This is a genomic window from Pontibacter cellulosilyticus (genome assembly GCF_014306105.1).
In the GTDB taxonomy this organism is placed as follows: Bacteria; Bacteroidota; Bacteroidia; order Cytophagales; family Hymenobacteraceae; genus Pontibacter; species Pontibacter cellulosilyticus.
The window spans coordinates 51,246-76,375 of the sequence record NZ_JACRVF010000005.1 but is presented as its reverse complement, the minus strand read 5'-3'; the positions used below and the strand labels follow the sequence as shown (position 1 = coordinate 76,375).

The window sequence follows — 25,130 nt, the reverse complement described above, 5'->3', positions numbered from 1 at the left end:
TACCCCTGCCAACTTACCTCTGGTTTAACACCTGACTATTGTCTTACATCAATATATGGAACTTAATTTAGAACACCTTTTAAAAATTGCTTCGGAGCTATCTGTTACCATTAAACAGATCGAGGCTACCGTTACGTTGCTGGATGAAGGGGCTACAGTGCCTTTCATTTCCCGTTACCGAAAAGAGGCTACCGGCTCCCTGGACGAAGTACAGATTGCGGCTATCCGCGACAGAATTGAGCAGTTGCGTGAGCTGGACAAACGTCGCGAAAGTATACTTAAGTCCATCCGTGACCAGGAGAAGCTGACGCCGGAGTTGGAGGCGCAGATCATGGCTGCCGAAACCATGGCCGTGCTGGAGGATATTTACCTGCCTTACAAGCCTAAGCGTCGCACCAAAGCTACTATTGCCCGCGAAAAAGGGCTGGAGCCACTGGCAGAGTGTATTTTTGCCCAGGAAAACTTTGATGTTGAGGCCGAAGCTGCCAATTATATCTCTGAAGAAAAAGAGGTAAAAGACACTGCTGAAGCCCTTGCTGGTGCCCGCGATATTATGGCGGAGTGGATGAACGAAAATGCTGAGGCACGTGCTGCCATGCGCCAGATATTTGAGAAGCAAGGCGTGTTCAAGAGCCGCGTGATGATGGGCAAAGAAGAGGAAGGCCAGAAGTTCAAGGATTATTTTGACTGGGAGGAGCCAATCGAGAAAGCGCCATCGCACCGTATACTTGCCATGCGCCGCGGCGAAACCGAAATGGTACTGATGCTAACGGCACAGCCTGACGAGGAAGCTGCGCTGGCGAAGCTGGAGAACATGTTTGTGCAGGGCAACAACGCTGCTTCGGAGCAGGTAAAGTTGGCTGCCAAAGATTGCTACAAACGCCTACTAAAGCTAAGCATGGAAACTGAGGTACGCCTGAGCTCTAAGAAACGCGCTGATGAAGAAGCTATCCGAGTGTTTGCTGATAACCTACGCCAGTTGCTGCTTTCGTCGCCACTTGGCCAGAAAACAGTTTTGGCCCTGGACCCAGGATTCAGAACAGGTGTAAAATCGGTGGTGCTGGATAAACAAGGCAAGCTGCTGCACAACGAAACTATTTACCCACATACTGGTCAGCACAAAGAGCAGGAGGCAGCACAGGCGGTACGCTACATGGTTACCCGTTTCGAGGTAGAGGCCATTGCCATTGGTAACGGTACGGCTAGCCGTGAAACAGAAGCCTTTGTAAAGAGCCTGAAACTTCCAGCTTCGGTGATGGTGGTGATGGTAAACGAAAGCGGTGCTTCCATCTATTCAGCATCTGATGTTGCCCGTGAGGAGTTTCCGGACCAGGACGTGACGGTGCGCGGCGCTGTTTCTATTGGACGCCGCCTGATGGACCCGCTGGCAGAACTGGTAAAGATAGACCCGAAAAGTATAGGTGTTGGCCAGTACCAGCACGATGTAGACCAGTCTGCCTTAAAGCACTCGCTGGATGATGTGGTAATGAGCTGCGTGAATGCTGTGGGAGTGGAAGTGAACACCGCTAGTAAGCAGTTATTGACCTATGTTTCCGGTTTAGGACCTGCTTTGGCGCAAAATATTGTAGAGTACCGTAACCAGAACGGACCTTTCCGTACGCGTACCGAACTGAAGAAAGTACCTCGCTTAGGCGATAAGGCTTTTGAGCAGGCGGCTGGTTTCTTAAGAATCCGTGATGCAAAGAACCCGTTGGATGCCTCTGCCGTGCACCCGGAAAGCTACCCGATCGTGGAGCAGATGGCGAAAGACCTGGGTGTGACCGTGGGAGACCTGATCAAGAACGATGAATTGCGCAAAAAGATCAACCTGAAAAGTTACGTGACTGAGACTGTTGGCTTACCAACGCTGCAGGATATTGTTAGTGAATTGGCCAAACCTGGCCGCGACCCGCGTGAGAGCTTTGAGGCGTTCAGCTTTACAGAAGGCGTAAATGAGATAAAAGACCTGCGCGCAGGCATGAAGCTGCCAGGTATCGTGACAAATGTAGCAGCTTTCGGTGCCTTTGTAGATATCGGCGTGCACCAGGATGGTCTTGTACACGTAAGCCACCTGTCCGATCGCTTTGTAAGTAACCCGCATGATATTGTGAAGGTAGGGCAGAAGGTAGAGGTAACGGTGCTGGAAGTGGAAGAGAGCCGTAAGCGTATCTCGCTAAGTATGAAAGTGGACCCTGCGGCAGCCAAGCCGGCTGGGGGCGGTAACCGCAGCAAAGGTGGCAACAAGCGCGAAGAAGAGCCAATGGATGACTTCCAGGCAAAGCTTGCTAAACTGAAAGGTATGTTCAAATAACAGCCATATTTACACACTACAGTAGAAGGCGCCCTGATTCTTTTAGAGTCAAGGCGCCTTTTTTGTGGCTTAGCACTTGGTAGGAAGGAGGCTGATTTTACGTATTTGAGGCAGTACTTCTGAGGATAAAATTATTATTCTAATAAAAAATTAGCAGGGGATATGTTTGAGTTATAATTAATATTATATATTTGCTATATAAATGATTTAGTATGAAAACCCGCTTATTTATTTTGGCATTGGTAGCTATTGTTATGGCTTTTACCACAATGATTTAGTATATTGGAAAAGCAATGCACCTGAAACGGTGTATTTGTGAGCAAACAAAAGAGTTTAGTAAGTTTAGTTGAAGTTGAAAGCGGCGACTGCTGAGGCAGTTCGCCGCTTTTTCTTTTGCTGCCAGGCTCTAGCTGCGCATTTAACCTATAGTAAGTTTATTCAGTGTTATTTAGCTGTGCAGCATGTATACTTTGGTGTACATTTTGCTACATACTTTGCGTTAAAGATTAAAACACGATGATGCAAAAGAACATAGCTATACTGCTGCTTTTGACGCTGCTGTTCTCTTTTGGCTGTAAACAGGCCAGCGATCTAAAAGCTTTTACGGAAGCAAAGTATAATTTGCAGGAGATGCAGGACCTTAAGCTGAACGGAATTGACGTAATGCAAAAGCGTAATCCCTCTGATTTCACTACCCGCGAAGGTGACAGTATTTTAGCGTCTATTACCGATAACACGTTGCAGGCTTCCACTACCCTCTATTTGCAGGTGCAAATGCTGGAGCCGGAAGTTGCACGTGAGATGACCATAACTAAATTGAAGTGGCAGTTGCTAGTTGACGGCGAGGCCACACTAGCCGGTCAGATCGATGAGCCACTGGAGTTACAGAACGGCTTGAACGAGCTTCCGATCAGTACGGTGGTGCAGATGACAGAAAAAGAAGGGATGCGGAACTACGAAGGGCTTTCCAAATTAATGACGTTGCTTAGCCAGAAAAAGGACCTCCGCCAGAACCTGACGCTGCAGATAAAGCCAACTGTTCAGACGCCCATCGGTGCGATTGAGGTGCCGGAGTATATCACTGTTTCTGATTCTTAATACCAGCCTGTGTTAAAAGTCCAGGTGGGTGCCTTCTTTAAGCCAGTTGCGTGCATTGGTCTCTTTTTCAAAAAACTGGATTTCGATCGGGGATATCCTGCTCAGTTTATCGAACAGGTTTATTAAGTTGATCCTGGTGAAGATGCTTTGCGGTTCCAGTATGGCAATCTGTTGTAACGTTAGCTCTTGTGCAATCTTTGGTACTACTTCATTAATCGTCCACTCCTGGTCATCTGTGCTAATGGAGCAGCCATTGCTGCAATTGATAAGCCAGTACCCGATCATTTCTTTTTCCGATTGATGCAGCAATGCCGAAACCGCTTTTCTGTACAAATCGGATGTGACGTACCCGTTAAACTCAAGAACAGCTAGTGGTAAGGCAGGCTCTTTAAATATACTTAGTTGATGTGATTCAAGTATCGCTATTTGCTCTTCCGGTCGATCAGGCATGCTGATTGGGTTGGCGTTTTAGATCGCTTCTTTTATTGTATATGTTAAATATAGTAAAAAGTTTTTGAATTTTTGCATTTTGGGAGGTGCAGTGAGAGGAGCTATACTTTAATAAGGTGTTGCCTTACCTCCAAAAATTTACCGCTACACTTCTTGTTACCGGCAACATAACCTGCTAACAGCCCGACTATACTTCCTGCCAAACCATAGAGCATAGGGTTTATCTCCGTTTGAAGGTAAAGTGCGAACAACCATACACCCATGCCCATAAGCATAGACACAATGGCAGCGGCGGCATTTGCTTTTTTCCAGAACATGCCTGCCACAAGCGGAACAAAAAGGCTAACCAGGCTCAGGGCAGATGATTCGCTGACCAACTCATAGATGTTCTGCCGCATCATGGCCATACTTAGGGAGATGCCGGCAACAATTAAAACGCTCAGGCGCGACATGCGCAACATTTTCTTATCATCGGTAAACCTTAACAGCGGCTTGATCAAGTTTTCGCTTAGGATTGAGGCCGGTGCCAGAATTCCTCCGCTGGCCGTGCTGATGATAGCTGAGATCAGAGCTCCAAAGAAAAGCGCTTTGATGGCAAATGAATCAGAACGAAGTATAAGCCCCGGTACCAACAACTGGGCATCAGCTGCCTGTAACTCAGGGTGCAGGTATTTGGCATAGAGCGCCAACAGTAAGGGTATAAAGGCAATTGTTAAGTATAGAACGCCTGCCCCAATAGAAGAAGCCACAGCTACACCAGCCGATCGTGCAGACATTACCCGTTGGAAAACATCCTGCTGTGGAATAGAGCCCAGGCCAATCGTGATCCAGAGTGCAAAGTAGTTGAGCCAGGAGGTGGTGCTGCGCTCCCGGGGTGTAAACGCAAAAAAGTTGTCTGGCAGATCGGCTGTAACTACAGTAAGCGGTACCTTCTGCATTATCTCGTATACAATGAACAGCAGGCCACCGATGATCATGGTTGTCTGTATAAAGTCTGTTACCGATACCGACCACATGCCCCCCATGTAAGTATAAGCTACCACCAGCAGGCTGCCGCAAACAATACCTGTTTGGGTAGAGATGCCCAGCACCTGGTTCAGAACAATGCCTACGGCCACCATCTGGGCAGCGATCCAGCCAAAGTAGGAGATAACCATAAAAAAGGCCGCGATCAACTCTGTAACTTTGTTATAGCGGATGCGGTAGTAGTCGCCAATGGTGAGCAGGTTCATGTTGTACAGGCGCCTGGCAAAGAAGATACCTACCAGTACCAGGCACAGGGCAGCACCAAAAGGATCTTCTATAACTCCCAGCAAACCGTGCTGCGCAAACTCCGATGAGGCTCCCAACAAAGTCTCGGACCCGAACCAGGTGGCAAATACCACAGCTGTAGACATATAAAAAGGGAGGCTGCGGCCAGCCAGCAGAAAATCAATCGTGTTTTTTACCCGCCTGGATGCCCAATAGCCCACAGCAACAGTAAGTAACAGGTACAGCAGAACAAAAAGTATAAGCATGGTGCCAATCGTTGAAGCTCTAAAATTAATAAAGCCGCTGAATTAACCTCACACACACAACTAAAGTATGGCTGATCGAAGAGATGGTAAAATGTTTATCCTGAAAGTATGCACAGCAGTGGTTTTTGGCAAAGAAGTTGCTTTTATACCATCAGCCGCCATTTTTACGTTTTAGTGATACGGCTTTAGAATAAGAATTCCTGCTATGATATACTTTAAAAAATTAACTGTTGCATTGGGGCTTGTACTTGCTTCTGTGCTCGGAGCCGAGGCTACCGCAGCTACAGTTGCCGCCCCTGATTTAGCTGTTGCGCCTGCCGCTGCGGGTACCCGTGATATTGTGCAGGAGATTATCAACGTAATTGGTTTAAAGCCACGTTTCGAGCTGATGCCAGCTGACATTGATAACGCGGCGGCTGTCGTGTACAACGGCAAGCGCTACATATTATATAACGAACGCTTCCTGGATGCCATTAACAATGCCGTGCACACCGACTGGGGTGGTGTAAGTATAATTGCCCATGAGATCGGCCACCACCTGAACGGCCATACATTGACCAGGAGCGGAAGCAACCCCGGCGATGAGCTGGAGGCGGATGAGTTTTCGGGTTTTGTGCTGCGCAAGATGGGAGCCAGCCTGGCCGAGGCGCAGGCAGCCATTAACCTGCTGTCAGATGAAAGAACGTCAAGAACACATCCTGGCCGCAATTACAGGTTAGAGGCTATCAGCAAAGGCTGGAGAAGTGCCAATGAGCAGCTGATCGCCAGCGCGAAATCGCCGCAGCCAGACCAGCGTGCAATAGCCAGAACACAACCTACACAGCGCCAGTTACAGCAAATACAGGGGGAGCAGCGCACGTCGCAAAATTCATCCCTCGACAGCCGCTATGTTCTATCGCGTGTCCATTTCTCGAAGGCACCCAGAGAAGAGTTTTATATAACTACTAAACTGCAACTGGTGCATGTAACCGACAACGGCATTAAAATAATTGGTAAACTGGCTAAAACGAATAACCCGGAGTTTCCTTACTACTTTGAGAGTGATGTGCTGCAGCCGGTGTATGTAACCGAACGGGGTGTTCTGGTAAACAGGCAGGGCCATAAAGTTGGTTACCTGGCCTAAGTAAAAGTAACAAGACAAAAGCCGCAGCAGCTACACCTGTTGCGGCTTTTGTTTTAGTATCAATAGCATTTTAGCTATATTGCTGTACAATCGATGCTAACTTTAAACCGCAAGCCTATGAAATTCCTTAAAACTCCTCTTGTTATTTTAGCTGCCCTTAGCCTTAGCGCCTGCGATGAAGGCGGATTTTGTATGGAGGGAGAAGGCGATGTTGAAAGCCGCACCCTGGACCTGGGAAGGATAGAAGGAATAGAAGTACAAGGCAATACAAGAGTTTTTGTTCGCAAGGGAGACAGGCAGCATGTGGAGGTTAAGGGGCAGCAGAATGTGTTGGATGAGTTGGAGACAAATGTTGACGGAGAAGTATGGGAAATCGGCTTTAACCGCTGTATGCGCAATCATGAAACCGTGGAAGTATACTTAACAGTGCCTGAGCTTAACCTGGCTAAAGTAAGCGGATCGGGTTACATAGAGTTACAGGACCGCTTTAGAACAAGAGAGTTTGATGTTGCAGTTTCCGGCTCCGGTGATATAAAAGGCAGAGTAGATACAGAAATACTGACTTCTCGCATCAGCGGATCAGGTATGATTGAGCTTGCAGGCGCTGCCAAAGAGCAGGATGTGCATATTTCCGGCTCTGGAAGGCATTATGCTTACGATATGAGATCCAGGAGGGCAGATATTAATATCTCTGGCTCCGGAAAAGCGCAGGTTCATGCCACGGATCAACTGGATGCCAATATTAGCGGAAGTGGCCGCGTATTTTACAAAGGAAACCCAGACACCAATCTGGATGTTTCAGGGTCTGGAAAAGTGACAAAAGAATAAAATGATTATAAAGTATAGAAATTACCTGCTGGTGCTGCTGCTTTTGCTGGCCGGCACCGCCTGCAAAACCAAAGATGATTTTGAGGCATTTAAAGAAGCGGAATACGCCCTTAAAAGTGTAGACGAGGTAAGGGTAAACGGCATTAACCTGCTGGAGAAAAAACGGGTAGAGGACTTCTCGTTTAGCGACGCTGCTGTACTGTTCTCGGCCTTCTCGGAAAACAAGCTAAATGCCACTTCTACCTTAAACCTGAATGTGGAGCTGGGGGAGGAGCACAAAGACAGAACCATGACCGTTACACAGCTGAAATGGCAGATGCTGGTGAATGATGAAAAGACACTGAGCGGCGTAATTAATGAGGCGATACAGCTGAGAAACGGCTTGAATACGATTACTATTAGTTCGCCGCTGGCTTTTATCCAGGAGAACGGCAGCTCTAACCTGAACAGCCTGCTGCGCATCGCTACCATGCTAAACCAGGACAAAGGCAAGGTGCAGGTGCAGATAAAGCCAACAGTACAGACATCCGTAGGGCCTATAGAGCTCCCCGCGTACATCAATATCATAAAATAAAAGAAAGGCCAGGCATCAACGTCTGGCCTTTTTGCTGGTTATAAGTTGCATATTCTATAGATTATTATTTTAGAGGAAACTTTTGCATCTTTCTAACGTAGTGGCACGTTCCTTGCATTTGATGGGTTATAAGATTGAACAATTTTTTAAATCCAGATAAGATGACTATGCCAAAGGGATACGATCTGTTTTTAAGCAGTGACAAAGAAGTAAAAGCAAGCGCAGTAGAAACAGTAATGCGCAGCAGCGGATGGGTACCAAGAGTAGAGGCGCCATCCTACAAAGACAACACAGACCAAGACGCTGAGCGCCAGCCGGCAAAAGCTGAGAAAAAAGCGAAAACAACAAATCGCCAGAAAAGCTGGGTGCCCTGGCCTAAAGCATAAGGTAGTTTGGCTGGCATTGCTGCTTGTGCTATCTTCATGGTTTCTAATGATCATATGAAAAAGATATTTCTGCTGGCATGCCTGGCCACTCTTCCGCTTTTCGGGAATGCCCAAAAGCTTCCGCTCGATAAAAAGCAGTTGCTACAAGATATTGAGTTGCTCGCTGCAGATTCGATGCAAGGCCGATTGAGCGGCACAGAGGGTAGCCAGATGGCGCAGCAGTATATCCTGAAGCGATTTCAGGAGATCGGGCTGAAACCATTTAACGGCAGCTATAAGCAGCATTTTAGAATCGAAAATAAGAGATTGACGGTTGAGCAGGCTACGAATCTTGTAGGCTATATTCCGGGTAAATCAGACAAAGTTATTGTAGTAAGTGCGCACTACGACCATGTGGGCGTGCGCAATGGCGAGATTTACAATGGCACCGACGATAACGCCTCAGGAGTAGGGGCGCTGTTGGCAGCTGCCGCATACTTTAAGAAAAACCCTCCTAAGCACACTCTTATATTTGCCGCTTTTGATGGGGAAGAACTGGGCTTGCAGGGAGCTAATGCCTTTCTGGAAAAGCCGCCAGTTGACCTTGAACAGATAATCCTGAACGTGAACATGGATATGCTGAGCATCAACAACAAGGGCGAATTATACGCCAGCGGCTCACATCACTACCCGCAGTTGTTACCGTCTCTGCAGAAGGTGGCTGCAAGGCCAAAGGCAAAACTCCTCATCGGCCACGACAAACCGGAACAGGGCCCCAACGACTGGACCACTCAATCAGACCATTTTCAGTTTCACAAGCGGAAAATTCCATACATATACTTTGGTGTGGAAGACCACCCGCATTACCACAAACCAACCGACGACTTTGTTAATGTAAATCCGGAGTTTTATGCAGAGGCCGCTGCCCTTGTTATCGACTTCGTGAAGGTGGTAGATAAGGATTTGCCATCTTCTAAAAAGTAGCGGGAAACCTCAATTTCATGTATTGCAAATGAGCATTGTACTAATGTTTGTTCAATATCCTGAATAAGTATAAAATCATTATTTACTGGATAATTCTAATATTAGTATATAAAGATGCTTTATTGGTTATCTTTTTATTAGATTAATCGTAGAGAAAACAAAAGCGGCAAGTGCTGTTGGTATTTTATTACCTCTTGTTTAAGTGCATCATTGCTAAGTTATTAGTAAAAGTATATTACAAGAAAGTGCTTCCCTATAGCGTTGTTTTAACTAATCTATCTTTTAGTGTATGAGCAGAAGCCTTACCTGTTTCATTATACTTATTATTCTTCTACCGTTGGTGCCGTTTGGCATACAGGCGCAAAGCAGCTTTATCGAACGGGTGGGTAGAAGCAAATTGCCTGAGCGCGGACTGGTAATTGTAGCAGGCGGCGGCATTGCAGCCGTTAAAAGCGACATTTGCGGTAGCCCTGGCTGTAACAACTTTGGGCCTAACGCAAGCGTTGGCGCCTGGTATAAGATATCCCCTTATGTTAGTCTGGCGGGCGGCATCGATTATGTACGGTTGGGTGCTGAGGAAAAAGATCCACGACGCCCGCTTAACATTGCTTTCCAGACCGAAGTAATAGAAGTGACTGGTACCTTTGTGCTAAACCTGTTGGATAGCTATGCCGGTTCCGGAAAGTATAGATCGTCTCGCAAGCGTTTTGTTGTACCTTATATCAGGGGCGGCGGTGGCTTTATATACTATACAGCTACGTCTTTCCCTGCAGAAGCCAATCGCCTGGAAGATTCCCAGACAACTTATGACCCTGAGCGAAACTACCCGGCTATTGCGGCTGTGATTCCGTTTGGCGGGGGGCTGCGCTTCCGTTTCTCCGACGAGATTGCCGTGGCCGGTGAGATGATATACCACATTACCAGCACCGATTATCTTGATAACGTAGGCCCGAGGCTTGCTAACCCAGGCACCGATCATTATGGCGTGGCAGCCATCAAGATTATGTACACACCGGTCATTAAAAACAAGATCTTCAGCCGAAGCGCCCAGAACAATTAACCTGTCTTTTCAGCATAGCTTAACTCCCTTTTGTTTGTAGCCGTAGAGGTAAAGCGATATCATTAACCAAACTATCGCTCTACTATGAAAGCAAACGATAAAAATAAACTCTGGTGGCTGGCTGCCGGAGCAGGTGCCCTGCTTGTGGCACGCAGCGTTTACCGCAACTTAACCGCATACGACTTTTCCGGAAAAATTGTGCTGATAACGGGCGGCTCCCGTGGGTTTGGCCTGGTAATGGCGCGACAACTGGCAAGTGAGGGTGCCCGACTGGTGCTTTGTGCCCGCGATGAAACGGAGCTTGAAAACGCACGCATGGAGCTGGCTGGAAAAGGTGCCGACGTGCTGGTTCAGAAATGTGACGTAACCGTAGAGCAACAGGTAAATGACATGATCACCAACGTGCTCAATGAGTACGGACCTATCGATGTGCTGATCAACAATGCAGGCATTATAAGTGCTGGCCCGGTTGCCGAAATGACCTTGCAAGAGTTTGAGGAAGCCATGAATACCCATTTCTGGGGACCGCTTTATACTACGCTGGCTGTGCTGCCAAGTATGAAAGCAAGGCAGGAGGGGCGTATACTCAACATTGCCTCTATCGGTGGTAAGATAAGTGTGCCGCACCTGGTGCCCTATAGTGCAAGTAAATTTGCTTTGGTAGGCCTGTCGGAAGGGCTGCGGGCCGAGCTTAAAAAGTATAACATTACGGTTACTACTGCCAACCCAGGCCTGATGCGGACAGGCAGCCCACGCCATGCCATTGTAAAAGGGCACCACAAAGAAGAGTATGCTTTGTTTAAAATAATGGACTCAAGTCCGCTTACTTCTATTAGCGCCGAGGAGTCGGCGAAGCAGGTATTGGATGCACTGAGATATGGCGAGGCAGAAGTTACCACCACATTGCCAGCCAAATTCGGGGAGTTGCTGCACGGGATATCGCCGGGCCTGATGAGCAGCATTTTTGAAATAGTAAACCGCGTGTTACCTGGAGAGGGCGGTATAGGCAAGAAAAGAACAAAAGGCTATGAAAGTGAGTCTGATCTGTCTTTCTCTAAATTTACCGAGAGCACTGATGAGGCGGCTGTTCGAAACAACGAAGTTTAAACATCTTAAAACTATACGTATACTTTATACCTTTGCCTGAGCCATACTAACCCGTGGCTTCAGATTGAATTCTTATGAAAATAAAAAACAGAGAAACGGCTTACGATGGCTACTTCAAGATCTATAAATTAACAGTGGAGCAGGAGGGGCAGACCTTTACCCGCGAACAATTTTACAGGGGAGATGCTGTAGCTGCACTTATTTACGACACCCAAAAGCAGGAATACATCCTGGCAAAGCAGTTCAGGGTTGGCCCTGAGGAGGAATTGATAGAGGTAGTGGCCGGTATGATTGATAAAGGAGAAACACCTGAGCAAAGTATAGCCCGCGAGATTGAAGAGGAAACCGGCTACCATGTAGATAAACTGGAGCACCTGCATACTTTTTACTCTTCGCCGGGGGGTACTACCGAGAAAGTGGTTTTATACTTTGCAGAGGTATCTAACCAGCACACACAGGGCGGCGGCAACGACCACGAAAACGAGCACATCGAACTGGTGCACCTTACAGCCAGTGAGTTAAGCCAGCTGCAAACGCCAGATGCCAAAACGATTATTGCCCAGCAGTGGGTAAGGCTGAAGAAACAGGTGAAAGTATAAATGCTTTCTTGTAGGGTAAGATCGTGAGTAAACTCAACACCTGAATGTCATTTCGAGCATCGCGTGAAATCTTATTAGAATTAGTCTAAAAGAATTCTTTATAGATCTCTCACGCTGTTAGAGATGACAGTCTAGGTCTTATATTGAGGGCACTGGGCTGCGACTCTTGCGAAACAAACAAGCTTACAAAGTATAAAAGCAGGTTAGAGCCTGCTTTTATACTTTGTACTTAGTTATCTGTGCTCCTGACGGCGCTTTGGGTATCAGCAGAACCTTCTAAAGCCAGGTACTCAGCTTGCAGGGCTCGTATCTTGATGTTGTCTCCTGTAGAGATCTGCCCTTCCACTTGACCGCGGCGTTCGTTTAGCCTTGCATACACATGGTCAACATAGTCCCAGTCATCCTGAGACCAGTTGCGACGTTGTGCTCTTACAGTGCCCATAAAGGTTAGGTAAGCCTCCCGGATGTTGCCTGCGCTTATACTTTTAATATCCTTGTACTCGCGTAGCAACTGGTCCTGGAACCTCTCTAGTTTGGCGGTTTCTAAAGGCTGCTGCTGCCGGCGCTCTTGCCGCGCCTCCCAGCGTTCATACCTGCTTCTTAAATCCTTGTATTCTTCCTGTGATTTTTCAGAAAGGCTGTCGAAGTTCTGTTCCAGCTGCGCGTTGCGCTGGCGAAGTTCTTCTCTTACTTTAGGCCAGTTCCTACGGATGGCGGTGTCACCCTTCTCCGATTGCTTGTTCAGCCAGCCTCTGAACTCCTCCAGCTGCTCTTCGGCTGTTTTGCCAGACTTTACCACCATGGCTGTGTCTTCTTCGGCAGTGTCTACGGTTACAACCTCTGTGTCTTCTATATCGCGGCGCCCTTCACAACTGTAAAGGAGGCAAATTAGGCAGAGCGAGCTGATATAAGTTGCTAAATGCTTTATGGTGTTCATAGTTTTATACTTTCGGAACATGTTTGTTTATTCTGCTCTTCTTACGGAAACAAGTCTGGTAAGATACTTTGCTTAAGGTGCAGCGATGAGTGGCACTCCTTTGCTGATCCCGTCGCCGTAGGCAAAGTGGCCGTTTACCGTTACAGGCAATTTACCACGTGCGGGTATTCTGCCAAACAACAACTTAGCAGCAGCTTCCTGGGCGTGGTAGTGCGGTTGGTAAGCCATAACCAGTGCACGGCTTTTCTCGATTCCCGGAAACTGGTCAAGGGTATAGGCGTTATCAAACAGTGTGATAATTGCTTTGTTAGATTTAGCCAGTTTTGTTACCAGCGCGGTTGCCTGTTTGGAATACCCCAGTTTACTGCTCGGCCTGATGCTAGGTCCGTACAAGGCTACGATCACGATATCATACTTTTCGAGCTTTTTAGAAAGTGCTGCGGCTTCTTTTTTGTTTGCTTTGCGCGAAATAACAAAATCTGTGGTATTGATCTCTTCTTGTATCAACCTTTGGTAAGCGCTTGGGTTTTTGAGTCCAAAACCCACTGTGGCAACTTTAGCTCTCCTTTTAAGGCGCAGCGGCAACGCTCTCTTTTCATTTTTAAGCAAGGTTATGGCAGCCTCCGCTAAGGCACGGTTTGTACTGTCGGCTACGCTCGGGTTAAGGTCTTCGTACAGGTTGTTCAGGTCAATTGGTTTATACTTGTCCAGGCCGAGCCATTGCTTAGCTTTCAGCACCCGCTTACACTTCCGGTCAAGTTCCTGCTGGCTCAGTTCACCGTTTGCTACTGCTTGCTTTATCGCTTTAATAGCCTTGGGTACATTGGCCAAACGTTCCAATATGTCGTTGCCTGCAATAAGGGCTTTGGCTTCAGCCTCACCGGTCTCAAAGTATTTGGTAACTCCTTTCATTACCATGGCATCTGTAAACACAAGCCCCTTAAACTCCAGGTCGTTTTTAAGCAAGCCTTTTACAATAGGAGGCGAAAGCGTTGAAGGCAGGTTTTGTGTAGCATCCAGCTGAGGTATATGCATGTGGGCCACCATAATACCGCCTACGCCATGCTTGATCAGCTCCTGGAACGGGTAAAGCTCTACAGAGTCGAGGCGCTCCCTGGAGAAGGGAATAATAGGCAGGTCGTGGTGAGAGTCTACATCGGTGTCGCCGTGGCCGGGAAAGTGCTTGGCTACAGCAATAATGCCGTTATCTTGCATGCCCCGCATAAAAGCCAGGCTTTTGGCGGTAACATCCAGCTTATCTTCGCCGAAGGCCCTGTAGCTGATGATCGGGTTCTTGGGGTTATTGTTGATATCGGCAACAGGTGAGAAGTTGATGTGCATACCCAGGCGCTTAAACTCTTCCGCCACCTGGGCTCCCATACTATAGATCAGTCCGTTGTCAGCCACAGCGCCCAGCATCTGCTGGAAGGGGTAGTGCACTGTACTATCGAGGCGCATGCCCACACCGGTCTCGGCATCCATAGAAATAAAGAGCGGCACTTTGGAGGCAGCCTGGTATTTGTTTGTGAGCTTGGCCTGCTGCATTGGCCCACCTTGAAAGTAGATTAGTCCGCCGACTTTATATTGTTTGATTAACCGCATTACATCCGCCTCATACTTTGCACCTTTATCAGAAAAGGCCTCTATAATGATGAGTTGGGCAATGCGTTCGTCTGGTGTTAGTGCGTTAAATACAGAGTCAACCCAGAAACTGTCTTTTTCCTCGAGCGCCTCTACCAACGATGCTGCTCTCACGTATGGTGTTCGTTCTGGCACATAATCGGCAGTAGGTTCACCAATAGATTTCTGTTGCGTGTCTGCACCCTCACAAGATAATAGGAGTAAAAGCAGCACGGCTAGAACCATGTGCCCAACCCATCGTAGCACCGCAGGGGCAGGTATGTGATGTAAATAGAACATAATCTTATAAAAAACTGCCTGAGCAGCTTTTATGGTATAAGTAAGATACTTACTGATTTTCTAGTGGGCAGGTTTTAGTTGCTGTAAGTATACAATACGAGAATCAGGGCTTAATAAGCTAAATTTTTAAAGCGCCGTCTATACTTTTAGGCTATATTGTAGTTGGCGTAACTACACCACCACAAGTGCATAATCAAATGGAACATACCCTGGCAGGCAGAGACCACTACATAGCTGACAATAATAGTAACGCGCACTTTGCTTACAGCTTTTTGCCGGGCATGCTGTTTGTGGCGCTGTTGTGCCTTATTAGTTTATTAAGCTACCTTACTGGTGCCGATCTTGGGTGGCTGGGAATAAAGCCGCGCAGTTTCTTCGGGTTGATTGGTATTGTAACCAGTCCGCTTATACACGGCGACCTGCTTCACCTGCTCTCTAACTCATTTCCGCTGGTGCTGCTATCAGGATTTATACTTTTTCTGCACCGCAAAGTGGCAGTTCGGGTAATTGTGCTGGTGTACGTTCTCAGTGGCATCCTGACATGGTTAATTGGCAGACCTTCTTTTCATATCGGGGCCAGCGGAGTGGTGTATGGCCTGGCTGGTTTTCTGCTGTTCAATGGCTTCCTGAGGCACAACCGTAGCGCCATGGCGGTATCTATGGCGATTCTTTTCCTGTACAGCGGCTTGTTTTACGGTTTACTGCCCACAGAAGAACGCATATCGTGGGAGGGGCATATTGCAGGCTTCGTAGCTGGCCTGGTGGCTGCGCTGGTGTATGGCGAGGGCGCGATGGGCAAAAAGCCTGCGCCCACCTACATAGAACCAAACGTGGTGCAACGCCATGTAAGCAACACTATGGGGGCGAACTATAGACACATGCACATCAATTATAAGGTACTGGAGCCGGAAAAAGATAAAAGCCACTTTTATACTTTAAATACCACTACCGGAAATGCTATGGCTCCAACCAATGCTGCTCTTGTTTCGTCTATTAGAAGGCGAACAGAAAGAGCAACGCATGAAAGGTAGAGAAACAGATAGAGTAGAAGAAAACGTTACCCGCAAACATAGCTACGACCAGACGCTGAAAGATGAAACTGGCTCGCAGAAAGAAAGCAAGTGGCCCCTTTATATCACACTTATACTTATAGGTGGGCTAGTGGCTGCCTATTTTCTGTTTCCCGGTTTTCAGAAAGAGGTAGATAATGCCTGGACCATACTTACCAGCGGCGATAAGCAGCGCATATCGGATTGGGTAAGTCAGTTTGGGGCTTGGGGACCTTTCTTTATTATACTTGCCATGATTGCGCAAATGTTTCTGCTAGTTATAAATGTTGTGGCACTGATGCTGGTTGCAATAATTGCTTATGGGTCTTTTTGGGGTACTTTAATTGCTGTGACAGCCGTGGCAGTAGCCTCTACGCTTGGCTATGTTATTGGGCGTTGGGTAGGGCAGGCTGGCGTAAGCAAACTGATAGGCCATAAAACTGAGCGCAAGGTTATGGAGTTTGTAGGTCATTATGGTCTGTGGGCAGTTGTTATTGCACGTATTTCTCCTTTTCTCTCTAACGACGCTATTAGCTTTGTGGCAGGACTGGCAAAAATGAGTTATTTCCGGTTTATAGGCGCTACCCTGGCCGGCATTGTGCCGCTGGCTATTTTGCTGGCTTGGTTAGGTGAGAATAACGAGCGCCTCAAAACCGGTTTAATATGGGTATCTGCTGTAAGTATAGCTGCTTTTATCGGGTACATCATCTACGACAAATACTTTAAAAAGTAAGCACGGGCCGAGTTGTATTTTACTGTAGGATTGCTTTATTTACTAGGATAAACGCAAACCTACTTATGAACAGAAAATACCTACTCTCGCTTTTACTAGGCTTTGGCAGCACCGTAGCCTTAGCCCAGCAGCAGGAAGTATACTTTGCCACCAACCCAAGTATAAGCCCCGATGCAAAAAACATTGTTTTTAGCTACGAAGGCGACCTTTGGCAGGTATCCAGCAACGGGGGCAATGCCATGCGCCTTACAGGTATGGCCGGCAACGAAACCCGCCCACGCATTTCTCCGGATGGCAAATGGATAGCCTTTACCTCTTCGCAGTATGGCAACCAGGATGTGTTCGTGATGCCTATTGGAGGAGGGGAAATAAAGCAGCTGACTTTTCATGAGTCCTCAGACGAAGTAGATTCCTGGAGCTGGGACTCTAAGACTATCTATTTCACATCAGACCGCTATAACCGCTATTCTGCCTATAAGATAGATTTGAGTGGAGGCACGCCACAACGCATGTTTCAGCATTACTTCCATACTGTGCACAACGTGGCAGAGCACCCAAGTAGCGGCGAGATCTTCTTCGATGAAAGCTGGGAGAGCAAGAACTTTACGCATCGAAAAGGCTACAAAGGCGCCTATAACCCTGATGTGCAGTCTTACAACAACAAAACCAAAGAGTATAAGCGCTATACCGATTACGATGGTAAAGACCTGTGGGTAAGTATAGACAAGCAGGGTAGTTTATACTTTGCTTCGGATGAGGCCAATGGAGAGTATAACCTTTATACTTTTAAAGACGGAAAGAAGACCCAGCTCACCAGCTTCGAAACGTCAATTAAAACGCCATCGGTAAGTGCCAACGGCGAGAAAGTAGTTTTTGAGAAGGATTACCAGGTTTACGTGTACGACAAAGCTACTGGCAAATCAAACAAAGTACAGATAACCGCTCTACAGAACAGCACCCTCGAAAAAGAGAAAGATTACACAGTTGCTGGCAACATCACCAATTTTGATGTGTCGCCAGATAACAAGAAAATGGCCTTTGTGTCGAGGGGAAAACTGTTTGTGTCGGATGTAAAAGGCAAATTTGTGCGTGAGATACCAACTCGTGCCTCTGAAAGAGTAGGGGAGGTAATGTGGATGGCCGATAACAAGCGCCTGGTATACACTCAGACCAACAACGGTTACTTTAACCTATTTGTGATTGCTGCAGATGGCAGTTCTAAGGAGGTGCAGCTGACAAACGAACTACAGAATAACCGCAATGTTGTGTTCAGCAAAGACAAGAGCCAGGGCGTGTACTATAGCGGCAGCAAGCACCTGAAGCACATCGACCTGAAAACGCTGAAGACCAAAACGCTGGTAGAGGACGAGATATGGGCGTTATATAACTCCGATCCTAGCTTCTCGCCAGACGGGCAGTATGTGCTGTTTACAGCTTACCGCAATTTTGAGGAAGACATTTTCATACACCAGCTGGCCAACAGCAAAACCTTTAACCTGACCAATTCCGGAGTAACTGAAACAGCGCCTTACTGGTCGCCGGACGGAAACTACATTTATTTCGCCTCTGACCGTACCAACCCAAGCTACCCTTATGGCATGAAGGACCCGGACCTGTACCGTATCGCGCTGAACAAGCTTGAGAAACCGTACCGTTCAGACAAGTATAACGAGTTATTTAAAGAAGCCCCTGTAGCAGCTGCCGAAGCAAAAGATGATAAATCTAAAAAAGGCAAGAAGACAGAGAAAGAGGTTAAGCCGGCTCCGGCTAAGCAACTAATTACCCTCGACCTGACAGATCTGCAAAACCGTTGGGAGCGTGTAGCTGAGGGCTTTGGGTTCCAGGGTAACCCGAAGGTGCTTCAGAAAGATGATAAAACTACGGTGCTTTTTACTTCCAACCACGGCGACGGCAAGGCCAACATCTGGAAGCATACCACCAGCCCTTTTGAGGAGCCAAAGACAGAAAAAGTAGCCGGGGCAGATGCAGGCTCTATTAGCCTGGTTACGGCTGATAACACACATTACCTGCTGCTGAAAGGCAACGTCCATACCTTTAACCTGGATGGCAACAAAGTGGAGAAGATTGAGGTGAACCATACTTTCCGCAAAAACCTGAAGGATGAGTTTAACCAGATGTTCTATGAGATGTGGGCAGGCGTGGAGGAGAACTTCTACGACGACGCCTTCCATGGCATTGACTGGACGAAGAAGAAAGAGACTTATGCCAAACTGTTGCCATACGTTTCGAACCGCGCTGACCTGCGTACCTTGCTGAACGACATGTTGGGTGAGCTGAACTCCTCGCACATGGGCTTTACCTCCAACGGCACCGAGGAGCAGCCATACTATAAAACCCGCTCATTGGCTACCGGCTTACTGTTTGAAGATGATAAGCCCTACCAGGTAAAGGCGGTGGTGCAGAAAAGTGCGCTGGATGTGAAAGGCAAAGATGTACAGCCGGGCGATGTGCTGGTAAAAGTTGATGGACAGCCGGTAGACCAGAAGCAGAACCGTGAGTTTTACTTTATGAAGCCATCGCTGCAGGAAGAAACAGAGCTTACTTTTGCTCGCAGTGGTAAAGAGTTTACAGTAAAAGTGCACCCGCAAAGCTATGGCAGCCAGCGCGAAAACCTGTACGACGAATGGGTGGCAACTAACCAGAAGTATGTAGACGATGCCTCTGGAAACAAGATAGCTTATGTGCACATGAAGAACATGAGCACGCAGGCCCTGGAGCAGTTCCTGATTGAGATGACCACTGAAGGCTACCAGCGCAACGGACTTATACTTGACCTGCGCTACAACACCGGTGGTAACGTGCACAACGATGTGCTGCGCTTCCTGGCGCAGAAACCATACTTGCAGTGGAAATACCGTGGCGGCGCTTTAACCAACCAGCCTAACTTTACTCCGGCTGCCGGCCAAATGGTGCTTCTCATGAACGAGCAAACCCTGAGCGACGGTGAAATGACAGCCACTGGCTTTAAAGAGCTGGGGCTGGGCAAGATCATCGGCACCGATACTTACCGTTGGATTATTTTTACATCGGGTAAAGGATTAGTAGACGGGTCTTTTTACAGGCTTCCGGCCTGGGGTTGCTATACGTTGGACGGCAAAAACATAGAGCGAGAAGGCGTGCAACCAGACATCTACCTGAAGACTACGTTCAAGGACAGACTCGAGAATAAAGACCCGCAGTTGGAGAGGGCTATCCAGGAAATTATGAACGCCCCACAGACAAAACGCTAATAAATTTAATTAAACAACAATAGCCGGCTATAATTAGCCGGCTGTTGTTGTTTATAGTCCTTTGTGTCAATTCTTTAAGAAAACATATTTCTTTCTCAGGCATCAGTTTTTTAGGTAATTGCTCAGTTTCGGTAAATATACAGCAGGGTATACCTATATAGAAGTTTAAAATTGCACTGGTTGACTGAGCATCAGTAAGTAAGCAAACTATTAATTAGTATAATTATATAAAACATAATTTAAATTAAATTTATGCGAATATAGCTAAATTATATACTTTCGAAAACCATTCTGTGAAGGCACCGTTTAAGCCTGTTGTTATTACCTAAATCGATGTTTCACGAAATGGACTGCTTATGTTTAGGATCAAATTACTCGCTGCCATGCTCTCCATGACAGTAGCAATGGCTGAAGAATTTTCCTTTTTTACTGCTGATTCCCACAATCCGAAAATCGAAGAAAAAGAGCTAGGCTGGCCTCCTGAAGAAACAAGCCAAACAGACTTAGAATTACCTGCTCCCCCTGCCACCATAACAGTTAAAGCTTCTATTTACCATCCCGAGCCGGGCCAGACTGACACAACCCCTTATATCACTGCAGACGGCTCACGTATCAGCAAGCGCAATCCTAAAAAACACCGCTGGATTGCCGTATCCCGAGACCTGCACAGCAAATGGGGCGGAAGCCTCAGCTTCGGAGACTCTCTCTGGGTTACCGGCATTTCTGATGAACTGGATGGCGTGTACGTTGTACGAGATATCATGAACCGCCGCATGCGCAAACAGATTGATCTACTTGTTGGGAGAAATGACCACATCATGGGTATCTGGAAAAACGTTCAGGTAGCCAAACTGGACTAAAGATGAGGCTTCTTTGCTTTTAAACGAACAGGCGCTGCATCCGTACCCTATGCAGTAAAGTATAGCAACAGCAGGCTATGCCAGGTGGAAACAAGCGCCAATGGGAAAAAGTAACTTAAGAAAGAATGCAGAAAAGCGCCTCCTGAACAGGGAGCGGTACGAGCTGCTTAACCGGTTACAGGATGCCCTCGAGACGCCTCTGGTAGTGCTGGGCTTTATTTGGCTGGTGCTGCTTGTAATCGAGTTTATCTGGGGGCTTAACTATTACCTGCAGCTTTTAAGCCTGGTTATCTGGGCAATTTTTATACTTGACTTCGCAGTTAAGTTTATACTTGCGCCGCATAAGCTCAACTTTCTTCGGAGCAACATCCTTACCACCATCTCCCTGATCGTGCCTGCGCTGCGGGTTTTCAGAATTACCAGGGTGTTTCGGGTGGTCAGGTCTGTGAGGGCAGTAAGAGGGTTGAGGCTGGTAAAGGTGGTGGGCTCCATTAACCGGGGCATGCGCAGCCTGGGCAAGACCATGCAGCGCCGCGCGTTCGGGTATGTTGTGGCCTTAACCGTAGTGGTAACAGTAGCCGGTGCCGCAGGCATGTATGCCTTTGAGCAGGAGCATGGGTTAAAGACTTACGGCGAAGCTCTCTGGTGGACGGCTATGCTGCTCATCTCCATCGGCAGCGATTACTTCCCGGTTACGCCTGAGGGCAGGGTACTGTGCCTGCTGCTTGCCTTGTATGGCTTCGCTGTGTTTGGGTATGTAACGGCTACACTGGCAACTTTCTTCATTGGCCAGGACGCTGAAAGCAAAGACGCAGAGCTGGCCGGCGCAAAACAGCTTCAGGAACTGCACCATGAAATTAAGCAGCTGCGTGCCGAGTTAAAAACAGCTAATGCTACCCCACAGCCAGATCGGTTACCACCAGATCAAAACCCCAACCAGGTATAGCACCTTTTGCTAGTTGCCACAAAATGGATATCTTAGGAAGTATAAATCATACTTTATTATGACACGCCAGGAAGCAAAAGACATATTGCATAGCATGACTACCAGCGAAAGCCTGCTGCGCCATGCCCGCACTGTAGAGCTTGTAATGGAAGCCTATGCAGCCAAACTAAACGAAGACACTGTTAAATGGAGCATTGCCGGCCTGCTGCACGATGCCGATTACCAGGCCTACCCGGACCTGCACCCAAACGTAATTTTTAACCTGCTACAGGAAAAAGGAGAAGGCGAAATAGCACACGCTATATCGGCACATTATACAAAGTGGGGCAAAAGCTACGATACCCTGCTGGACAAGGCACTGATAGCCTGTGATGAAATAACCGGTTTTATAGTGGCCTGTGCACAAGTACGGCCGCAGCGCCTGGAGGGGCTTGAGACAAAATCTGTTATGAAGAAGCTGGGCCAGAAAAGCTTTGCAGCTTCCGTAGACCGCGAGGAGGTAAGCAAAGGCGCTGAGCTGTTCGGAGTAGATATGAGGGAGCACATCAGCTTTATTATAGAAGTGCTGCAGAAGCACCAGGAAGAACTACAGTTATCGCCGCAGGTAACAAACCAAGGATAAACGAAAAAAGGAGGCCGCAGCCTCCTTTTTTAATAAGTTATAGTTAGTGGGGTTGGTGTAATGTGATTTACAAAGATGGAGTCAACTTTGGTTTGGCTTTTGCCGTTTTCCTCTATCGTATAAGTATAGCGGGTATACTTATTTGCCGTGGCATCAATTTTATAATCTGTCAGTCCTGTACCTTCAAAGGCTTGAAAATTAAGGGAATGGAGCTTCTTACTCATGTTCTCCAGTTTTAGAGTCAGTTTTCTGCCATTTGGCTGCGGGTGCGCTACATTTAAAACTATTTGTCCTATAGGCTCCATGTCTATTACAAATTCCTGTTTCTTCTTCAGACTTTCTAACAGCTCGTAGTCCGTTACAACAGGAGACAGATTTGGGAAGAGTTCGTTGTATGTTACGCGAGAATATATATAGTTCTGCTTTTTAAACTTAATAGTATAAGGACTATCTTTCCACTCAAACTTAAAGACAAATTTACCGCTGGCGTCAGTCTGTTGTTCAGCAATTACTACTGATCTTCCAACCCATCGATCATCGTCTTCAGTTAAAGTAACTGTAACACCTGATAGAGGTTTGTTAGTTATATGATCTACCACAATGCCCGTGGCCTCTGTGGTAGGATCCAGCATACTGTCTTCGCAGCCGCTAAAAAGTACAGCCGCAAAAAGAGCAGCCCAAATCCTCTTTGTCATAAGTATAAAATGATGTATGCAGTTAGTAGGGGCTAAGCTTCGGGTTTGAAATCTTTACCGAAGTACAGCCTTTCTGCTATAGTAGATGCAAAGATGGGCAAAACAGTTGTACAGGTTTTTAATACGAAGAAAATAAATTTGCTAGGGGCAGTTACTGAGACAGGCGCCCTATGTTATGCGCTATAATCTTTTAGTATTTCAAGGCCTTCCTTATCGTCTTTGGCCTCTACTACTTCGTCAATTACATACTGTACTTCCTGCTCTGTCCAGTTCTCCTTCTCAGCAGCTTTTACAAACGCATCTAAGGCGGCAAATCTTGAGCCTTGCAGTGGCATCTCTGTTCTAACTTTTTTTCTGATGTTCATAAGTCGGACATTTAAGCTACAAATGTATAAAACTTTCTGAAGTAGAATCACTCCAAATTAGATGCCAGTTTTAACCAGAAGCCGTTTAGGGTTAGCCAGTTCATTCTGTCGCTTCGCTTGCTTATCCGGCTTTTTTGCACCTTTTAAGCAGGATGGCAGCCTAACCCTTTGCCAAAACGGCCGTTGATATGGCTAAGTGCAACACCCCCGCCAGTGCCTATGGAAAAAGAGAAGATTACGCTTGAACAGTTACGAGGACTTGACGACCTGACAGTGATGCACTATGCCGTGCCTATTATTGTGCTGTCGGTGGTGGTGGAGTGGCTGGTAGGGGTTTATAAAAAACGGGACTATTACCATAAAAAGGACTTTCTGGCTGCGCTTACCATTGGGGCGGTGAACACCATACTTGGCGGGGCCTTAAAGATATGGCTGTTTGCAGTGGCCATGGTGGTGTACAATTTAGTGCCATGGTCGGTGCCGCGTGTGTGGTGGGCGTTTATACTTTGTTTTTTCGTAGTGGACCTTTGCCGGTACTGGGCGCACCGCATCTCACATGAGCAGCGTTTCTGGTGGGCTACCCACGTTACACACCACTCCTCCGAAAAAATGAACTTCTCTGTATCCTTCCGCACCGGCTGGACGCAGCATATTAAGTTCGTGTTCTTCTTGCCAGTGCCTTTTGTGGGTTTAGATCCATTTACATTCTTCATCTGCCACCAAGTGGCAGTGCTTTATCAGTTCTTTGTGCACACGGAACTGGTCAAAAAACTACCGGCACCCATAGAGTACTTTTTTGTTACGCCTTCGCATCACCGGGTACATCACGGCTCCGATGTAAAGTATCTGGATAAAAACTATGGCTCTACATTTATTATCTGGGATAGGATGTTTGGTACGTTCCAGCGGGAGGAGGAGCATCCTACCTATGGCCTGACTACACCTATTAAATCTTTTAATCCGGTTTACCTGGTTTTTCATGAGTGGGTAGATATTTGGGAGGATCTGAAGCACGCCAGATCGGTGAAAGAAGTATGGGGAATACTCTTTAAGCCACCAGGTGCAGTGGTTACGGAGCACCAGCGCAAGCGACTGCAAAAAACAGAGCAGCCCTTAAGAAAAGAAGAAACAGGAGGGGTAGAAATAGAGCAGATGGGCACTGCAGGTGCCGCCTGAATACAAGAAGTATAAAAGCAGAAAAGCATGGACTACACCATGCTTTTCTGCTTTTATACTTAGTAACTTTCTTGGCTCATTGGCCCTTGCTTTCGCTGGTTAGGGTTACTTTTTGCTTCGTTAGGCACCCCCATTTTCTCTTCGCGGCGGTCCTGGTACTGCTGAAACTGCAGCGGCGTTAGCACATCTTTTATCTGGGATAACCTGGTCTGGCTGATAATGTCAATCTGCTTCACTACCATACGGGGATCATCTTTATACTTTACTTTCGCTTCCTCTACCTGGCGCATGCCCGTAAGGTTAATAGCTTTAACTTTTGCAGTTTGCTCTGGCGTAAGACGCAGGTTTTTGGCCATACCGGCCGTAATGTCGTTGGCGCGTTGTTCCAGGGCTTTATCAGCGGGTGCCTGAGTGGCGGTATTCTGTGTTGCTGCCGTGGTTTGCGCATAGGCTACGCTACCGGCAAAGGCAAACATGATAGCTACAATTAATCTCTTCATACTTTGGGCTTATTTTCTACTGCTTCTAAGAGCAAGTATCGTTCCTGTTTATACTTTGTT

24 protein-coding genes are annotated in these 25,130 nt (G+C 47.2%); 17 read left to right on the top strand and 7 right to left on the bottom strand.

What is annotated here, in order from left to right:
- Positions 1-55 precede the first annotated feature (55 nt).
- Both H8S84_RS15845 and H8S84_RS15840 read left to right on the top strand, forming a co-directional pair.
- The gene (locus tag H8S84_RS15845; protein ID WP_187068355.1) at positions 56-2,311 is read left to right on the top strand and encodes a Tex family protein; all 2,256 of its coding nucleotides are present in this window, start codon (positions 56-58) and stop codon (positions 2,309-2,311) included.
- Positions 2,312-2,827: 516 nt separating this feature from the next.
- Positions 2,828-3,409 carry a hypothetical protein gene (locus H8S84_RS15840; protein ID WP_187068354.1) on the top strand — a complete coding sequence of 194 codons (582 nt, stop codon included), beginning with the start codon at positions 2,828-2,830 and terminating at the stop codon, positions 3,407-3,409.
- 12 nt (positions 3,410-3,421) lie between these two features.
- On the opposite strand, the gene H8S84_RS15835 is transcribed toward H8S84_RS15840, so the two are convergent.
- A complete protein-coding gene (locus H8S84_RS15835) occupies positions 3,422-3,859 on the bottom strand; it encodes a hypothetical protein (RefSeq protein WP_187068353.1) in 438 nt (145 codons plus the stop codon).
- Between the two features lie 101 nt (positions 3,860-3,960).
- Positions 3,961-5,376, bottom strand: a complete 1,416-nt coding sequence (locus tag H8S84_RS15830) for a sodium:solute symporter family protein (RefSeq protein WP_187068352.1) — start codon at positions 5,374-5,376, stop codon at positions 3,961-3,963.
- A gap of 205 nt (positions 5,377-5,581) precedes the next feature.
- Between H8S84_RS15830 and H8S84_RS15825 the strand changes: the two genes are divergently transcribed.
- From H8S84_RS15825 to H8S84_RS15790, 8 genes are all read left to right on the top strand, one after another.
- Positions 5,582-6,499, top strand: coding sequence for a M48 family metalloprotease (locus H8S84_RS15825; protein ID WP_187068351.1), 918 nt, complete (start codon positions 5,582-5,584; stop codon positions 6,497-6,499).
- Positions 6,500-6,616: 117 nt separating this feature from the next.
- Positions 6,617-7,327 carry a head GIN domain-containing protein gene (locus H8S84_RS15820; RefSeq protein WP_187068350.1) on the top strand — a complete coding sequence of 237 codons (711 nt, stop codon included), beginning with the start codon at positions 6,617-6,619 and terminating at the stop codon, positions 7,325-7,327.
- Between the two features lies 1 nt (position 7,328).
- Positions 7,329-7,901 carry a hypothetical protein gene (locus H8S84_RS15815; protein ID WP_187068349.1) on the top strand — a complete coding sequence of 191 codons (573 nt, stop codon included), beginning with the start codon at positions 7,329-7,331 and terminating at the stop codon, positions 7,899-7,901.
- Positions 7,902-8,068: 167 nt separating this feature from the next.
- Complete coding sequence (locus H8S84_RS15810) at positions 8,069-8,287, top strand: hypothetical protein (RefSeq protein ID WP_187068348.1); 219 nt, start codon at positions 8,069-8,071, stop codon at positions 8,285-8,287.
- A 54-nt stretch (positions 8,288-8,341) separates the two neighbouring features.
- Positions 8,342-9,250: a M20/M25/M40 family metallo-hydrolase gene (locus H8S84_RS15805; protein ID WP_187068347.1), complete on the top strand. Its 909-nt coding sequence runs from the start codon at positions 8,342-8,344 to the stop codon at positions 9,248-9,250.
- 289 nt (positions 9,251-9,539) lie between these two features.
- The gene (locus tag H8S84_RS15800) at positions 9,540-10,310 is read left to right on the top strand and encodes a porin family protein (RefSeq protein ID WP_230407217.1); all 771 of its coding nucleotides are present in this window, start codon (positions 9,540-9,542) and stop codon (positions 10,308-10,310) included.
- An 84-nt stretch (positions 10,311-10,394) separates the two neighbouring features.
- Positions 10,395-11,417 carry an SDR family NAD(P)-dependent oxidoreductase gene (locus H8S84_RS15795; RefSeq protein WP_187068346.1) on the top strand — a complete coding sequence of 341 codons (1,023 nt, stop codon included), beginning with the start codon at positions 10,395-10,397 and terminating at the stop codon, positions 11,415-11,417.
- A 74-nt stretch (positions 11,418-11,491) separates the two neighbouring features.
- A complete protein-coding gene (locus tag H8S84_RS15790) occupies positions 11,492-12,016 on the top strand; it encodes an NUDIX domain-containing protein (RefSeq protein WP_187068345.1) in 525 nt (174 codons plus the stop codon).
- A gap of 229 nt (positions 12,017-12,245) precedes the next feature.
- On the opposite strand, the gene H8S84_RS15785 is transcribed toward H8S84_RS15790, so the two are convergent.
- A complete protein-coding gene (locus H8S84_RS15785; protein WP_187068344.1) occupies positions 12,246-12,953 on the bottom strand; it encodes a hypothetical protein in 708 nt (235 codons plus the stop codon).
- 72 nt (positions 12,954-13,025) lie between these two features.
- Positions 13,026-14,873, bottom strand: a complete 1,848-nt coding sequence (locus tag H8S84_RS15780; RefSeq protein WP_187068343.1) for a glycoside hydrolase family 3 protein — start codon at positions 14,871-14,873, stop codon at positions 13,026-13,028.
- 197 nt (positions 14,874-15,070) lie between these two features.
- On the opposite strand from H8S84_RS15780, the gene H8S84_RS15775 reads away from it, so the two are divergent.
- The 6 genes from H8S84_RS15775 (at position 15,071) to H8S84_RS15750 (ending at position 22,334) form a co-directional block, all read left to right on the top strand.
- Positions 15,071-15,904: a rhomboid family intramembrane serine protease gene (locus tag H8S84_RS15775; RefSeq protein ID WP_187068342.1), complete on the top strand. Its 834-nt coding sequence runs from the start codon at positions 15,071-15,073 to the stop codon at positions 15,902-15,904.
- Positions 15,894-16,655: a TVP38/TMEM64 family protein gene (locus H8S84_RS15770; RefSeq protein ID WP_187068341.1), complete on the top strand. Its 762-nt coding sequence runs from the start codon at positions 15,894-15,896 to the stop codon at positions 16,653-16,655. Before H8S84_RS15775 ends, H8S84_RS15770 begins: the two co-directional genes overlap by 11 nt.
- 65 nt (positions 16,656-16,720) lie before the next feature.
- Positions 16,721-19,906: a S41 family peptidase gene (locus tag H8S84_RS15765; protein WP_187068340.1), complete on the top strand. Its 3,186-nt coding sequence runs from the start codon at positions 16,721-16,723 to the stop codon at positions 19,904-19,906.
- A gap of 356 nt (positions 19,907-20,262) precedes the next feature.
- Complete coding sequence (locus H8S84_RS15760) at positions 20,263-20,766, top strand: RlpA-like double-psi beta-barrel domain-containing protein (RefSeq protein WP_187068339.1); 504 nt, start codon at positions 20,263-20,265, stop codon at positions 20,764-20,766.
- 100 nt (positions 20,767-20,866) lie between these two features.
- Positions 20,867-21,712 (top strand): potassium channel family protein, encoded by an 846-nt coding sequence (locus H8S84_RS15755; protein ID WP_187068338.1) that lies wholly within the window; start codon positions 20,867-20,869, stop codon positions 21,710-21,712.
- A 58-nt stretch (positions 21,713-21,770) separates the two neighbouring features.
- A complete protein-coding gene (locus H8S84_RS15750) occupies positions 21,771-22,334 on the top strand; it encodes an HD domain-containing protein (protein ID WP_187068337.1) in 564 nt (187 codons plus the stop codon).
- 29 nt (positions 22,335-22,363) lie between these two features.
- Here the strand turns inward: H8S84_RS15750 and H8S84_RS15745 are convergent, their stop codons facing one another.
- Together H8S84_RS15745 and H8S84_RS15740 are read right to left on the bottom strand one after the other, a co-directional pair.
- On the bottom strand, positions 22,364-23,029 hold the full coding sequence (locus tag H8S84_RS15745; RefSeq protein WP_187068336.1) for a carboxypeptidase-like regulatory domain-containing protein: 666 nt from the start codon (positions 23,027-23,029) through the stop codon (positions 22,364-22,366).
- 173 nt (positions 23,030-23,202) lie between these two features.
- Complete coding sequence (locus H8S84_RS15740) at positions 23,203-23,394, bottom strand: hypothetical protein (protein ID WP_187068335.1); 192 nt, start codon at positions 23,392-23,394, stop codon at positions 23,203-23,205.
- A gap of 219 nt (positions 23,395-23,613) precedes the next feature.
- Between H8S84_RS15740 and H8S84_RS15735 the strand changes: the two genes are divergently transcribed.
- Positions 23,614-24,570, top strand: coding sequence for a sterol desaturase family protein (locus tag H8S84_RS15735; RefSeq protein ID WP_187068334.1), 957 nt, complete (start codon positions 23,614-23,616; stop codon positions 24,568-24,570).
- Positions 24,571-24,629: 59 nt separating this feature from the next.
- Here H8S84_RS15735 and H8S84_RS15730 read toward each other — a convergent pair whose 3' ends face one another.
- A complete protein-coding gene (locus H8S84_RS15730) occupies positions 24,630-25,070 on the bottom strand; it encodes a hypothetical protein (RefSeq protein WP_187068333.1) in 441 nt (146 codons plus the stop codon).
- Positions 25,071-25,130: the final 60 nt, after the last annotated feature.

Excerpts from the sequence above, each read along its gene's own strand:
- H8S84_RS15845 (WP_187068355.1), top strand. The coding sequence starts at position 56 with ATGGAACTTAATTTAGAACACCTTTTAAAAATTGCTTCGGAGCTATCT.
- H8S84_RS15840 (WP_187068354.1), top strand. The coding sequence starts at position 2,828 with ATGATGCAAAAGAACATAGCTATACTGCTGCTTTTGACGCTGCTGTTC.
- H8S84_RS15835 (WP_187068353.1), bottom strand. The coding sequence starts at position 3,859 with ATGCCTGATCGACCGGAAGAGCAAATAGCGATACTTGAATCACATCAA.
- H8S84_RS15830 (WP_187068352.1), bottom strand. The coding sequence starts at position 5,376 with ATGCTTATACTTTTTGTTCTGCTGTACCTGTTACTTACTGTTGCTGTG.
- H8S84_RS15825 (WP_187068351.1), top strand. The coding sequence starts at position 5,582 with ATGATATACTTTAAAAAATTAACTGTTGCATTGGGGCTTGTACTTGCT.
- H8S84_RS15820 (WP_187068350.1), top strand. The coding sequence starts at position 6,617 with ATGAAATTCCTTAAAACTCCTCTTGTTATTTTAGCTGCCCTTAGCCTT.
- H8S84_RS15815 (WP_187068349.1), top strand. The coding sequence starts at position 7,329 with ATGATTATAAAGTATAGAAATTACCTGCTGGTGCTGCTGCTTTTGCTG.
- H8S84_RS15810 (WP_187068348.1), top strand. The coding sequence starts at position 8,069 with ATGCCAAAGGGATACGATCTGTTTTTAAGCAGTGACAAAGAAGTAAAA.
- H8S84_RS15805 (WP_187068347.1), top strand. The coding sequence starts at position 8,342 with ATGAAAAAGATATTTCTGCTGGCATGCCTGGCCACTCTTCCGCTTTTC.
- H8S84_RS15800 (WP_230407217.1), top strand. The coding sequence starts at position 9,540 with ATGAGCAGAAGCCTTACCTGTTTCATTATACTTATTATTCTTCTACCG.
- H8S84_RS15795 (WP_187068346.1), top strand. The coding sequence starts at position 10,395 with ATGAAAGCAAACGATAAAAATAAACTCTGGTGGCTGGCTGCCGGAGCA.
- H8S84_RS15790 (WP_187068345.1), top strand. The coding sequence starts at position 11,492 with ATGAAAATAAAAAACAGAGAAACGGCTTACGATGGCTACTTCAAGATC.
- H8S84_RS15785 (WP_187068344.1), bottom strand. The coding sequence starts at position 12,953 with ATGAACACCATAAAGCATTTAGCAACTTATATCAGCTCGCTCTGCCTA.
- H8S84_RS15780 (WP_187068343.1), bottom strand. The coding sequence starts at position 14,873 with ATGTTCTATTTACATCACATACCTGCCCCTGCGGTGCTACGATGGGTT.
- H8S84_RS15775 (WP_187068342.1), top strand. The coding sequence starts at position 15,071 with ATGGAACATACCCTGGCAGGCAGAGACCACTACATAGCTGACAATAAT.
- H8S84_RS15770 (WP_187068341.1), top strand. The coding sequence starts at position 15,894 with ATGAAAGGTAGAGAAACAGATAGAGTAGAAGAAAACGTTACCCGCAAA.
- H8S84_RS15765 (WP_187068340.1), top strand. The coding sequence starts at position 16,721 with ATGAACAGAAAATACCTACTCTCGCTTTTACTAGGCTTTGGCAGCACC.
- H8S84_RS15760 (WP_187068339.1), top strand. The coding sequence starts at position 20,263 with ATGTTTAGGATCAAATTACTCGCTGCCATGCTCTCCATGACAGTAGCA.
- H8S84_RS15755 (WP_187068338.1), top strand. The coding sequence starts at position 20,867 with ATGGGAAAAAGTAACTTAAGAAAGAATGCAGAAAAGCGCCTCCTGAAC.
- H8S84_RS15750 (WP_187068337.1), top strand. The coding sequence starts at position 21,771 with ATGACACGCCAGGAAGCAAAAGACATATTGCATAGCATGACTACCAGC.
- H8S84_RS15745 (WP_187068336.1), bottom strand. The coding sequence starts at position 23,029 with ATGACAAAGAGGATTTGGGCTGCTCTTTTTGCGGCTGTACTTTTTAGC.
- H8S84_RS15740 (WP_187068335.1), bottom strand. The coding sequence starts at position 23,394 with ATGAACATCAGAAAAAAAGTTAGAACAGAGATGCCACTGCAAGGCTCA.
- H8S84_RS15735 (WP_187068334.1), top strand. The coding sequence starts at position 23,614 with ATGGAAAAAGAGAAGATTACGCTTGAACAGTTACGAGGACTTGACGAC.
- H8S84_RS15730 (WP_187068333.1), bottom strand. The coding sequence starts at position 25,070 with ATGAAGAGATTAATTGTAGCTATCATGTTTGCCTTTGCCGGTAGCGTA.